This window comes from Algoriphagus vanfongensis DSM 17529 (assembly GCF_000429465.1).
Lineage (GTDB): Bacteria > Bacteroidota > Bacteroidia > Cytophagales > Cyclobacteriaceae > Algoriphagus > Algoriphagus vanfongensis.
In genome coordinates this window covers 62,266-75,663 of sequence record NZ_AUBX01000001.1, presented here as the reverse complement: position 1 = coordinate 75,663, position 13,398 = coordinate 62,266, and the positions used below count along the sequence as shown (strand labels likewise).

The 13,398-nt window shown below is 37.3% G+C and carries 12 protein-coding genes; 6 read left to right on the top strand and 6 right to left on the bottom strand.

Annotation, left to right across the window (positions count from 1 at the left end; all coding sequences use genetic code 11):
* Positions 1 to 45 precede the first annotated feature (45 nt).
* From G460_RS0100335 to G460_RS0100315, 5 genes are all read right to left on the bottom strand, one after another.
* Positions 46 to 1,533, bottom strand: coding sequence for a RagB/SusD family nutrient uptake outer membrane protein (locus G460_RS0100335; protein ID WP_026953516.1), 1,488 nt, complete (start codon positions 1,531 to 1,533; stop codon positions 46 to 48).
* Positions 1,534 to 1,544: 11 nt separating this feature from the next.
* Positions 1,545 to 4,976, bottom strand: coding sequence for a TonB-dependent receptor (locus tag G460_RS0100330; protein WP_026953515.1), 3,432 nt, complete (start codon positions 4,974 to 4,976; stop codon positions 1,545 to 1,547).
* A 126-nt stretch (positions 4,977 to 5,102) separates the two neighbouring features.
* Positions 5,103 to 6,104 (bottom strand): FecR family protein, encoded by a 1,002-nt coding sequence (locus tag G460_RS22490; RefSeq protein ID WP_051315838.1) that lies wholly within the window; start codon positions 6,102 to 6,104, stop codon positions 5,103 to 5,105.
* Positions 6,105 to 6,166: 62 nt separating this feature from the next.
* A complete protein-coding gene (locus G460_RS23495; protein ID WP_026953514.1) occupies positions 6,167 to 6,721 on the bottom strand; it encodes an RNA polymerase sigma factor in 555 nt (184 codons plus the stop codon).
* A gap of 598 nt (positions 6,722 to 7,319) precedes the next feature.
* Positions 7,320 to 7,649 (bottom strand): carboxymuconolactone decarboxylase family protein, encoded by a 330-nt coding sequence (locus G460_RS0100315; protein ID WP_026953513.1) that lies wholly within the window; start codon positions 7,647 to 7,649, stop codon positions 7,320 to 7,322.
* 191 nt (positions 7,650 to 7,840) lie between these two features.
* Between G460_RS0100315 and G460_RS0100310 the strand changes: the two genes are divergently transcribed.
* The 4 genes from G460_RS0100310 (at position 7,841) to hxpB (ending at position 10,304) form a co-directional block, all read left to right on the top strand.
* Entirely contained in the window at positions 7,841 to 8,332 is a 492-nt protein-coding gene (locus G460_RS0100310) for a hypothetical protein (protein ID WP_026953512.1), read from the top strand.
* 16 nt (positions 8,333 to 8,348) lie between these two features.
* Complete coding sequence (locus tag G460_RS22485; protein ID WP_051315837.1) at positions 8,349 to 8,876, top strand: hypothetical protein; 528 nt, start codon at positions 8,349 to 8,351, stop codon at positions 8,874 to 8,876.
* 183 nt (positions 8,877 to 9,059) lie between these two features.
* A complete protein-coding gene (locus G460_RS23125; protein ID WP_157366822.1) occupies positions 9,060 to 9,467 on the top strand; it encodes a hypothetical protein in 408 nt (135 codons plus the stop codon).
* A gap of 195 nt (positions 9,468 to 9,662) precedes the next feature.
* Positions 9,663 to 10,304: a hexitol phosphatase HxpB gene (gene hxpB, locus G460_RS0100295; RefSeq protein WP_035463639.1), complete on the top strand. Its 642-nt coding sequence runs from the start codon at positions 9,663 to 9,665 to the stop codon at positions 10,302 to 10,304.
* Between the two features lie 108 nt (positions 10,305 to 10,412).
* Here hxpB and G460_RS0100290 read toward each other — a convergent pair whose 3' ends face one another.
* Positions 10,413 to 10,706, bottom strand: a complete 294-nt coding sequence (locus tag G460_RS0100290; RefSeq protein WP_157366821.1) for a hypothetical protein — start codon at positions 10,704 to 10,706, stop codon at positions 10,413 to 10,415.
* 672 nt (positions 10,707 to 11,378) lie between these two features.
* Here G460_RS0100290 and G460_RS0100285 point away from each other — a divergent pair.
* Complete coding sequence (locus G460_RS0100285; RefSeq protein ID WP_026953509.1) at positions 11,379 to 12,197, top strand: macro domain-containing protein; 819 nt, start codon at positions 11,379 to 11,381, stop codon at positions 12,195 to 12,197.
* Between the two features lie 194 nt (positions 12,198 to 12,391).
* Positions 12,392 to 13,396: a hypothetical protein gene (locus G460_RS0100280; RefSeq protein ID WP_026953508.1), complete on the top strand. Its 1,005-nt coding sequence runs from the start codon at positions 12,392 to 12,394 to the stop codon at positions 13,394 to 13,396.
* Positions 13,397 to 13,398: the final 2 nt, after the last annotated feature.

Genomic DNA, 13,398 nt, shown 5'->3' with positions numbered 1-13,398 from the left:
ATAGTTGAGTAAAAAAAGCCCGGGTAATCAACCGGGCTTCTCTGATTAATACCCTGGATTCTGTGCTAGATTTGGATTGGTGTCCAATTGTTGAAGTGGGATTGGGTATAATACCTGATAATCCATAGCATTGTGTCCTCTTGATTGGGCACTCGAAATGAATTTACCATGTCTGATCAGATCTTCTCTTCTCAATCCTTCTGTATAAAACTCTCTTCCTCTTTCCTCTAAAATGAAGTCACGTAGACTCTCTTTTGTAGGATAGTCTGTTAATGTGACTTCATCTATACCTGCTCTAGACCTTACTTGATTTAACAGCTCAATACTTTCAGAATTAGGTCCGTTGATTTCGTTCAATGCTTCTGCCTTTGTCAATAAGACGTCCGCGTATCTGATATATACAATATCGTTTCCATGGTTTTCTCCAATTCCGTTGGGGTCAGGCCAATACTTGAAGCTTCTTACATTATCAGCAGGACTTCCGTCCTCTTTATAAATAAGCTTGATTTCTTTACCTGTCAAGTCTATGTAGTCAGTGACAAACAGTTCCCTTCTTTTATCATTCTCTTCAAAAGTTTCATAGAATGCAGTGTAAGTTCTGAATTGCGCTCCATAGTTAGCCCAGGTATCCAATATCGGGTAACCTGGGGGAAATGCATGTGCCATGTAATTATTCTGATATCCTGCCTGAGGAAGGCAAGGTGCTCTGAAGATAAATTCATTGTTTTGTTCTCCATTGACTGAGAATAATGCTGAATAATCTTCATATAGACTATAATGCCCCAAGTCCATTATTTTTTGAGCAGTCGCAGAAGCCATTTCCCAGTTCTTATCATTGAGATATAATTTCATCAGATAGCCTAAGGCTGCTCCCTTGGTAGCTCTTCCAATCAATGTCTCCTCAGTGGGTAAATTTTCGGCTGCAAATTCTAAATCCCCAATCACATAATTGAAGAACTCTTCTTTACTGGCTCGAGGTGTCTCCTGTCCAATTGATTCTATTTCGTCTGGAGTTGCTCCTTCAGGAATTTCAATAATTGGTGTTGGTCCGAATAAATTGTAGAGGTAATAGTAAGAGGATGCTCTTATAAATCTGGCTTCACCTCTAATCGCATTCAATTCTGATTCAGAAAGACCGTCCAATTGTGCTGCAACAATTAAAACTGTATTTGCACTTGCTATCGCACTATACATTTTGTTCCATTGACCATTCAAAATCCCATTATTCACGGGCCACGTAAATTGGATGAAAGGTGCAGCTACAGCTTCCAAACCTCCTCCGGTTTCAAATGAAACATCTGTACAAAACTCATTTAGTAAATAAGTGTAGTTCCTGTGATCGTAAGAAATTATTCTTGATCTAGAATATGCTCCGGTCAATAAAGCATCGACTCCTGATTTGTCCTTTAGAAATTCATTAGGGTCGTATTCAGTATAGACAGCTTCTTCTAAGAAATCTGTACAACTACTCAAACCCGACATCAACGTCAAAGCTATTAACCCTATTTTTATTGATTTAGATAGTATTTTCATTTTTTGCTCAATTAAAAGGTGACTGATAAACCAAATCTGAAAGTCCTACTCAAGGGGTAGCTGTTATAGTTCACTTTGGCTACATTATCCAAGTCATTGGTGGCGCTGGCATTTGCATCAGGATCAAATCCTTTAAAATCAGTGATGGTGAAGAGGTTATCTACCGCTGCAAAAACATTGGCGCTCTGTAGTACTCTTTTGTTCTGTATTGGGAAGTTGTACCCTAGGGTTATTGTCTTCATTCGCAAGAAAGAAGCATCAGTCACGGTAAGGGAATTAATGATGTAATCTCCTCCGTAAGCTGTTGGATTTACTCCACTTGGATATTTATTGGATGGGTTTTCAGGAGTCCATCTATTTAATAAATACTCTGAAATCCTATTTCTATATTCATTAGTAGGGTAGAGTGATTCTGTTACGTTAGCGTCCAAGGTTTCTATTCCTTTTACCCATTGTAGAAATAGGTCAAGTGAGAAGTTTTTATAGCTAAAGCTGTTATTGAAACCTAAGGTGAAATCAGGAAAAGGATCTCCCAAGATGACCCTGTCATTTAAGTCTATGACACCATCATTGTTTTGATCTTTGAATTTGATATGGCCTGGTTCAGCGTTAGGTTGCGCTGAGTTAGAGATATCTTCCCCGATTTGAAATATCCCTTCTGTTTCATACCCATAAAAAGAGCGCATCGGAATTCCTTCCCTAATCAATAAGTAATTATTTATAAAGGTGCCCACTCCACCTGTGACGATTTCGGGAATGAAATCTGGTAATTGAGTTACTTCATTTTTGAGAATTGAGAAGTTTAGTGCAGATGACCATCTGAATTGGCTTTGATTTACATTGACAGAGTTGATCAAGAACTCGAGTCCACTATTTCTAGCTTCACCGAAATTGACCAAGATATTTGTGAATCCAACCACACTAGGAATCGGCTTACTGAAAATTTGATCTTTGGTGTTTCTGATAAAGTAATCTACAGAGCCATTGATTCTGTCACCGGCAATACCGAAATCTAATCCAAAGTTGATTTCCTCAGTAGTTTCCCATTTCAAATTTGGGTTAGGTAGTCTAGCAGGAACAACACCCTGATAAATAGCATCTCCAAATGCTGCACTACCGCCAGCTACCAAAGTCTGAATCGTGCTGAAATTAGGGACACCTTGATTGCCTAACTGTCCATATCCCAATCGGATTTTTACAGTGCTAAATACTTTTGTGGCAGGTTGAAAAAAGGATTCATCTGATAGTCTCCAGGCAAAAGCTCCAGAAGGAAAAAAAGCATATTTATTGTTATCTGAGAATCTTGAAGTACCATCTGCTCTCATAGACAGTGTCAATAAATATCTGTCTTTGAAATCATAATTCACTCTGCCCAAAAAGCCATTGAGTCTGTTTCTATTTCTGGAAGAACTAACATTGTCTCCTTCATCGCCGTCTCCACTTTGTAAAAGGTTTGGTCCAGTGACATCTGATAAGAAATTTCGCGAATTAGCACCTACTCCTACAGTTTGGAATTCTTCAAAAGTGGTTCCAATAAAGGCATTCAGCTTACTGTTTTCACTAAAATCCTTCTGGTAACGAATCAAGAACTCCGCCAACCATTGTACATAATCTGAACTACTTCTAGAGCCAATCCCGCCATTGCTTCTTCCGTTCAATGTAGATCGATCTCTATAGGATGAATTCATACTGCTGTTGGTCGTTCCACCTAGTCGGATCGAGCCAACCAATCCTTTTACTGGTTCAATCTCTGTGGTAAACGTCCCATAAAATCTATTTCTAAGGGTCTGTTCAGAAACACCATTGATCAAAGCCTCTGGGTTATCCAAAGCAATAAAATCATTAAGGTAATATTGTCCATTTGCATTTAGACCAGATGGCAATGTCGGGTCAAACTGGATTGCAGAATTAATAGGGCCAGCATTTTCATTTGCCGCATTGGAAAACAAAATTTCATTTTGAACAGACCTCGTATAATTCATATTGAACTTAAATCGAAGGAATTCTTTAGGCTTAAAATCAATATTAGTTCTAAGGTTGAGTTTATTAAAATCAGAGTTTTTTACTAATCCTTGTTGATTGAAATAATTCAAGCCGGCATAATAGGTACTTTTGTCTGAACCTCCAGACATGGTGATTTGATGGTTTTGTACCGGTGCACTCTGGTTGAATATCACGTCTTGCCAATTAGTACCTATACCCACTTGATTGATTTGTTCTTGGGTGTAGATAGGATCTCCTCCTCCTTCAGTACGAATAGCATTAAGAGTCTCCATGTATTCCTGTCCATTCAATACATCAATCCTCTTCGCTACAGATTGTGACCCGAAATACATGTTGTATTTTAAAACAGGTTCATTCTTTTTTCCGCTTTTTGTAGTGATCAAAACCACTCCATTTGCTGCTCTTGTACCATAAATAGCAGCTGAAGAAGCATCTTTTAGAATCTCAATTGATTCAATGTCATCAGGACTGATGTCAGTTGGGTTGACCCCAGGTAGCCCATCTACTACTACTAAAGCATTGTTGTCTCCATTAATGGATCCAGCTCCACGAATCTGGATTTTCGTAGAAGCTCCAGGTGCTGAACTAGGTTGACTGATCGTGACTCCAGGCGCTCTTCCGTTTAATAGTTGTAATGCATTGGTATTTGCACCTTGAGTGAAATCGTCTTGTGTTAAAGAAACCACTGAACCTGTCAAGTCACTTTTTTTGGTTACACCATATCCTACCACAACCACTTCTTCCAAGCCGCTTATGATTTCAGATAGATTTACATTTATTACCGTTCGATTATTGATAGCTTCTCTTACTGTTTGATAACCGATGAATGAAAACTCCAGCTCAGCATTTTCATCTGGTACCTCAATTTCATACATCCCATCCAAATCAGTTACAGTTCCTATCTGTGTTCCCACTAGTCGAACATTGACTCCCGGCATTCCTTCCGGATCAGTGTCAGTTGTCACTTTTCCAGTAATTCTGATGGCTTGATCTTCTATTTGTGTTACGGAAATTGTTTCAGTCTCTTTCTTTTGGTGCTTGGGAGTGATTACAATGCTCTCTCCTAATTTTTCATATTGCAGATCCGTGTTTGCTAATATTAAATCCAATGTTTGCTTGATTGATCGCTCAGCCCTTTTTAGAGAGATATTTTTATAGGGGCTCACATGACTTAATTTGTACGAAAACTTATAGGGAGAACTGACTTCAATCTTTCTAAAGGCATTGATCAAAGATTCTCCAGATAGACCTACTGTGATCTTCACATCTTCCAACCCGGGATCTTGGGATGTCGCATGGACGGATGCAAGACTTAAGAAGCTCAGCAAAACCAGCAAAAAAGTAAAGCTGGAAAGCCTAGTCGATTTTTCAATGGGAATGACAAATCCCTGAAGCATTTTTAACAGGATTCTGGGTATCCTGAATAAATATAATTTCATAGTTTTGAATTAGTTTAGGTTTATTCTTAATTGAATGGATCTTGCCCTTTTGGGCGGGCTGTTTCGGGCGCAACCGGAACAGCTTTTTTAATTTTTTGATGCTTATTTCATAGGCGGTTGTTTAGGTTACAAACATGTTGATCCAATAAAAAGGATCTTATTTTTATCTTGCTTCCAGCTTATCCCATTGACTTTTGAAAGCACTTCCAGTACGTGATCAAGACTTTCATTTTTATCAAACTTTGAGGTAAATCGACAAGAGGAAATGGTTTGATTTTGAAATTGAAATTGGATTCCAAAGTGTTTTTCTAGAGTAATTGCAGCTTCTTTGAAAGTGGTGTTTTCAAAAACTAGATACCCATCTTTCCAGGAGCTTAGTGAGGATGCATCCACCTCTGAAAAAGAGAACTCTCCTTCGGATTTTTTATAAGTCAATTGTTGATTGGGGATAATCGTGTTAGTGCTCTGATTTAGTTTTCCTACTCCCACTTTTCCAGTTGCTACTGTTACATTGATTGATGCATCTTCCTGATAGGATCTTACATTGAAAGATGTACCGAGAACTTTTACAAAAATCTCTTCGGATTTCACCAAAAACGGTCTCAAAGTGTCTCTTTTTACATCAAAAAAAGCCTCGCCTACAATAATGACGGATCTCTCCCTGAATTCAGAATCATAACTAATTGTAGAGCCGGAATTCAACCATACTTCACTGCTATCAGGAAGAAGAAAGTGGTTGATTTCACCCGTGTCGGAAAACACTGTGATGCGTTTAGTACTTGTTGGAGGTTCCTGAAGACTGGAAAAGTAAATAAAGGATGCTAGTAGAGAAATTATAATGCCTGCGGCAGCGGACCACTTCCAGAGATTGTTACCTGAGACAGTCTTGTGTACCGTGAGGTGTGCAGCTTTTTTTCGATTGATTTTATCAAATAACGCCTGACTTTTTTCATTTGATAAAGGCTCTTCCTGAATGTTCTGCTCCCAAAGTAATTCTAGATTTTCCTTGAATCTTTCTTCTGTATCTTCAGATTCAAGCAAGTCCAAGAATTCTGACAGCTCTTCATCCGAGATTGTGTTTTTGAGATATTTATCCAGAAGGATAGAGAATCGGCTACTGTTTTTCAAGGGTGTAAGTGATTACATTCATTAGAATGTCGCACCCGAATCAGAAACAGGACTAGTTAAAGTCAAAAAAAAGTAAAAAAAGATTTGCCCAGCAATTCTCGAATATGCTTTAAGGCTTCTACCATATGATTACGAACAGTATTTTTTGAAATATCCAATTCTTTCGAAATCATTTGATAAGTCATTCCTTTCTCTCGACTCAATTCAAAGACAGATAATTGCTGAGGGCTTAATTTGCTTTTTAGTTTCTCAAGATATCTGGAGTTTTCCAGATCTTGAATAGGGGAGTAGGATGTCTTAATTTCCTCTTTCAGCTGATTGAGTAGTTGGGTGTCTCGCCTACATTTTCTTAGATGGTCTATGCATCTTCTTTTTACCATTAAGAAAAGGAACCCTTCACAGTTTTCAATTCTTTTCAGCTTTGATTTTTCTTGCCATAGCTTGATGAAAATTTCCTGCGTAATATCTTCTGCAAGTTGCTGGTTCTTTACAAACTTGAGACAAAAAGCATATACTCTCTGATGATACTTATCAAACAGAAATCGAAAAGCACCCTCATTTCCTTCTGATATTTCAGAAATAAGAACTAGTTCGCTATTGAAAGAAATCTCATTCAAAAAAAGTGATTTGATAAGTTAATTATTTGGATAATTGTCCAATTCTACAAATTATTTGCAAATAATCTATTCTGAGGCGTTGATGAATTTTGGAATTCTATATTCAGAACAGTGTTGGATATATCAATGGAGTGACTTTATTGGTATTGGGTGATGATTGCTTGTGACCTATTGTATATTAGAAAATGCAAGGCATCTATTCTAGTTTTAGCCTTGTCTTCAGTTCTTATTTAGCTTCCAAAGCACTCGACTTTTAACGCCGAATTCTCAACTAAGAAGAGTATATCCTGATACCTAAGATCCAGAGTCCAAACAATGATGTTTCCACCATGCCCCCTTCAATGCTCGTACGATCAGAGATCGGATGAGCATCCTAGTTGGATCGATGGTATAAATGCTGAATTGGTTATGCAGGTAGGGAAGTGCCAGTTCAGAAGACCGATGCAAAATCTTTTAATGCGATTTGGAAAAATGGGCACTTCAAAACTTGGAAAGTCTAATAGGGTAGAGTTTAAAATTCCATTCACTTACACCGACGTAACTGTCACTACTTTAGGATTCCTGTCGTTTTCACTTTTCCAAGTACATGCGAAATAGTTTATACCTCGTCAAAGATTTTCATGGCGAGTAGTCCATTTCCTACAGCACCTCCCGCGCGGATAGCCGAAGCGATAAAGACTGCTTCAGCGATTTCCTCTTTGGTGGCACCTGCATTTTTTGCGTTTTGGATATGAGATTCCATGCAATAGGCACATTGAGTAGTCAGCGCTACCGCTACAGACATCAATTCCCGGTACTTCACAGGTATCAATCCATTTGTTCTCTCTGCGGTATGCTTGAGATTCATAAATGCTGCCGATTCCTTTGGTGCTGATTCCAACAATTCCTTCGTGTATTTTCGGTCTTTTGGGCTTTGGTATTCCTTCATGGTTTGGGATAGGTTAGCTTCTGTTTTTTGTAAACTGTCTGATTGGTTCGCTTTTTTATTGCTTTTCAATGACTTGAGCATAAAGTAGTTAATTTGATCGAAACTAACCTAAGAATAACGTTTGTTTGTCGAAAACAAGAAAAGTCACTTGTTCCAAAAACCACTTCGGAGGGCGATATAGTCTTAAAGGAATGCTGTTTCTATCAAAACCCAGGTGGTCGGGTATCCGGGTTTTTCTGGAATTTAAATTGGTTGTTTTCAACGAATTGGGTGAAAGAACCAATTCCTTAAATGCCGGCGAGGACTTTTCGATAGGCTTAGACCTTATCAATCATACTGAGGACACCCTGTATTTTTCACGGAGTGATTATGTACGGCTCTTTACACAGTTTTACGAAAGAGAAGATTTTCTTTTGGTATATAAAATAGAATCGGAGACTATGAGTCCAATCGGGAAACCTTACGATCTGAAAAACCAGCTCAATTTTGCGACAATTAATCTTCCGCCAACTAAAATGCCACCCCACGGAAAGCGGGAGATGATATTTGGTTTTTTTTGGTCCTACCGACAGGAAAATCAACCTATGGATAAAGGGAAGTATTTCTCGTCTTTTACTGATTTCGCAGCTATTGAGGAATTTGAAGTTCCTATTGATACATCTATCGAATTTGAGATGAACTAACTATTTTGATTTTATTATGAAATTTCTGGGTATATATGGGGAAAAATGTAACCGCATATTGTTTTTTATAGCAAGGTATGTGGAAGAATTATTAAAATTTGTAATTATCATAGGGTTTATGATTTTGTCTGGTGCTTGTTCTGATGACTCAATTCCCGATTGTGGTTGTGAGTCAGAAGGAGTCTATTCAATACCAAATCAGGAGTTTGAGGATGTGTATGGAATCACGATCAAAGAACAGATGACAGGTGAGCTGTTTTATAAGCATCCAGAATTAGTGGATGAATTTTTTGATTATGACGAATACAACAACAGATTTTGGATAGTTCAATTGACTCCAAACTGTGGCAACTGTAGGAGGGTATTTATTGTATGCAATGAAAGCGAAATTGGGGAAGAGTATGAACGTCTGAAGAAAAAAGGTGTATATGACTCTGTGCGGGTACAGTTTTCAGGAGAAGTAAAACGCCCCTGTAGAATCGGGCACTTACCGGCCGATATGGCATATGGAAGAATTCAATTGAACTACTTAAAAAATCAATAAAGGAATTTAGTTATATCTGTATATACGATTTTCTACAAGTAAACGAATATTCATTGACATTTGGGCTGGAAGACCGAAGACCGATGTATCGTTTTCGACATGGTTTCCAGCTCCGAATACTAGTTTTAGCTTATTACTGGCAAAGTAGCGTATATCCAAAATGTTTAACAAAATCATACCGCTATGAAAAGTTTACTGTATTTATTCCCCCTGTGCTGTTTATGGATTGTTGCAGGCTGTGTGCAAGAGGAAAGCCATTCCCAATGCGGGATAGCCTGTGGTGAAGGAGAATCGGTGATTGAAATCCTTGAAAACAGACAAGGGAAAATCGTACATATTCAAAATTTAGAACAAAATTTAGATTATTGGTTTATAGATATTGATCAAAATTATTTTGATAAAGAGGGGTATTCTAAATCAAATGAAACGACATTGATTCCATGTAATCCAAACCAAAATTTCACTAATGGAAGTCGTGTGGTTGTTTCGGGAAAGAGATTAAACTGCTGTAATCTAATAACCTGGCCACAACTCAGGTATTCCTGGGGTTGCAAATTCGAAATCACTTCCATAGAATCTATAAATGATTAAACTAAGCGTTCCCCAATAGTTAGGACAGATTTAATAAAACTTCAAGAATATGCAGGCCGGATTAGGTTTCCATATTTTCAGCAAGATCCGGACATATCGCTCAGATTTCCAGAGTGATGGCCAAGCAGTATTCCAATGAGGTGGGGCCTTGGACTGAATACCTTAGTATTTTGAAAAAATAACTTTTTTGATTTTATGAGCATTCAAGCAAGCCTACTAGGGAAAGAGGCTGTCATATTCGATATGGACGGTGTCATCATTGATACGGAGAAGATCTGGAAGCAAGCAGAAAGGGAGGTCTTTTCTGCTTTAGGGGTGGAGGTGACACTGGAAAATTCCAGAGTTACCGAATCCATGACCACTTCTGAGGTCGCTCACTTTTGGTTTGAAAGATTTCCATGGAAAGGAACAATCTTGAGAGAAACAGAGCAACAGGTAATCCGCAGGGTTTCTGAGTTAATTGAATGCGAAGACTGTCTGATACCAGGAGTTAAAGATTTTCTGGAAGATCTGAGAAGTCAAAAATTCAAAATTGGGTTGGCTACGAATTCTCCCCTGGTCATTATTCCTACTGTATTGGAAAGATTGCAGATCACTCATTTGTTTGATACAGTTTCTTCTGCAGAAACGGAAGAGAAGGGGAAGCCTCACCCGGCAGTATATCTTACCACAGCCAAGAAACTCAATGTAGCACCAGCGAACTGCTTGGTCATTGAAGATTCGTATTCGGGAATGTTAGCTGCTAAGAATGCAGGGATGGCAGTAGTTGCTTTTACCAATGGAGATACAGAATTATCCTTTGAAATAGCTGATTACCATATTTCTAGCTATTGCTAGCACTTTTCCAACTGGCGGGATACTTGGAATCCCTATAATATTCTTGGTCATTTGATATTAGGTGAAAAACGAGACTGAAAGATTCGTGTTAAATGAACGCAGTTTCTATCAAAACCCAGGCGGTCGGGTATCCGGATTTTTCTCCCAGTAGCGACGGAATATTTTAAGGGAATCCTCTACATCAGGATTGATAGATCCTTCCTGCAGATAGATTCTGTCTCTATCTATCACCGATACACTGAGGGAGTTGACTTCCAAAACTCTTCTTACTGGCTCCCATTCATCCGGCGGGGTGAACCGATGGAAATTGATCCAAAAAAAAGCTCCCACTGGAGGAATAGGATAGTCATCAGGTATCTGAATTTCTGTTCCAATGTGGGTAGGGATAATAAGGGTTTTCATAATGAAAAATTTAGGATACATAAAAAGTGGAAAGTCTACTAAAATAGGCTTTCTTTTTTAGAAAAAATACGTGTTTGCATCACCAGAACTGAAGTTAAATGCTCAAGTGTGATGATTCTAAAAGAGTAGCTGTAGAATAAAAGGTTTCTCCTTTTCAAGGACGGATTTAGTCAAGGACCTATAAAATGGCTTATGATCCTTATTTTTTCTCTTTTCCTACAATAAATACCCAGTACTGGGTATTTTTTTGTATCTAAAATTCCTTTTCTTGCATATGTCTTATAGTTATTGAATACGAAAATCCCGAGAGCTTAATCAAGAAGTGAAGATTCGAAGACATGCGATTCGGGAACGACTAACTAACTCAATTCTTATCCTCCATGTGGAGCAGTGCCGATCGCTCTCTCCTGAAAGAGAGGGAGGGGTGAGGTAAACCATGCTGGCTTAAACCCGGGAACCATAAAACATCAATTTATGCTGACATCTTGATGAAAGAACTAAACAAATATGTTCTCTTTTAAATGAGTATGGAATACCTGACTAAAAAATACACGCCATTATATATAGGGGGTTGTGGCACTTAACCACCTAATTTCAGGAGATAAATGCCATAAAATGCAGTAAATAAAGAAGTTAGTAATAAGCAAAAATGTCAAATCGTAGATTATATATATGATTTTAATACGAAGATATATAGTTGATTCTTTAGCAATCTTAGGTGCATTTTGGCTATTTATAGAAATATTTGACTACTTCTTTTCAGGATATTCAAAATATGTGCAAAATCAAACAACATTTGTAATAGCTATTGCAGCTGTGTTGATAATTTCATTAATTAAGAATTTCCCACGAAAAACTTTTGTGACCAAGATTTCTGGAGTTGATTCTAAAATATCAATAAGAAAAGGAGATATTCTAAAATGTAAGAATGATATTGTATTTTCATCAAGCAACTATTTTAATACAGACTTAGATATTATTTCTGAGAGAAGTCTCTTAGGGCAGTTCTTAATAAAAAATAGTGTTGAAAGTGTGGATATTCAAATAACTCAATCATTACAACAAACTAGAAAAACTAAAACCACACCTAAAACAGGAAATACAATTTCATACCCAATAGGTTCAGTTGCTAATTTCAATACTTCAGATAGAAACGTTTTTTTGTTAGCCATTACCAAGATTGTTGATGATGGAAAAATTGTAAAACCTTACTCTGAGCATTCATTTGTCGAGAAGTCCTTTGATAATTTATGGCTAAAATCAAGAGATTGTTTAGACAATAGAGTGCTTTCAATGCCATTGATAGGGACAGGCATAGGGAAATCATATCAGCAAACACTAGAAAGTTTGGTATTTATTTGCCTTTCATATATTAAAGAGTCAAAGAAAAGAAAAATTAATAATGGGATTGAAATATACGTTAAGAATGACACATTCTCGTTAACAGAATTTGAGCATATTAAACTGATAATTAAAAATATAGCGAATTAATAAATAATGCCAATTGCTAACAATAAATATATGTAATTCGTGGTGATTTGGAATATTTGAACATTAGAGCATTTATTAAACAAGTTAGCGGTTTGATGATGAAGTACCTTGAAAGCCCGCACTACGCATATTCAAAACGTTAGTGGTAAGGCAATGAAAGCAGCAACTAACCAAATAAAAAGAATTAATAATTTATGGCATCAACGGTAAACAATGCGTTCAATACTTTTATGAAAGACAACGTTCGTTTAGATAGTGGTCGCAATAGCTTAGCAAAAAGTAGTAAAAATAATTTAATTATCGAGATAGGAAAATTTCCTGATGACGGAAAATTCCTTGACTATTATCCTGAATATACGAATATCGATTATGGATCATTTTCACGTAAGACTAAAATAAGGCCATTGGATGATATTGACCTAATGATTGTGTTACATGCTCAAGGTAATTGGAGGGAACCTATTGACGGAGGGTTTAGGATTCGAGTACGACCTGAAGCAAGTAAGCAAATGGCCCTTTGCAATACTGGAACGGACGTACTCAATTCAATAAAAGTTATAAATAAGTTCAAAGAGTACCTTGCAAAAGTTCCCTCTTACAAGAAAGCTGACATTAAAAGAAATCAAGAAGCTGCGACTTTAGAACTCAACTCATATGAGTGGGTTTATGATATTGTACCTTGTTTCGAGACAGCTCCCGACAACTTTGGAAAAACGTTTTTTCTAATTCCTGATGGAAGTGGTAATTGGAAACCGACTGATCCAAGAATTGATAAAAACAGGACAACCACTATAAACGGAAAACAACAGATTTCTGTATTAGATATGATTCGAATAATGAAATACTGGACAAAGCGAAGAACTGCAGCTACAATGGGTTCATATTTTCTTGAGTGTCTGATTTTACAGTACTATGATTCTACTACAGTCAACAGCAGTACATATATTGATTTGGAACTACCAAATTTATTCGCATATGTGTATCATCAAATTCATCAGAGTTTAAATGACCCAAAGGGATTTCAAGGAGATTTAAATAAACTTACATGGGACGAAAGAAATTCGATACAAGAAAGAGCAAAATTAGATTATCATCGTTCGGTAGCAGCTCGAGAATTTGAAACTAATGGCAAACAAAAGGAATCTATAGAAAAATGGGGGGAAATATTTGGTCCCGAATTTCCAAACTTTTCAGCATAGTG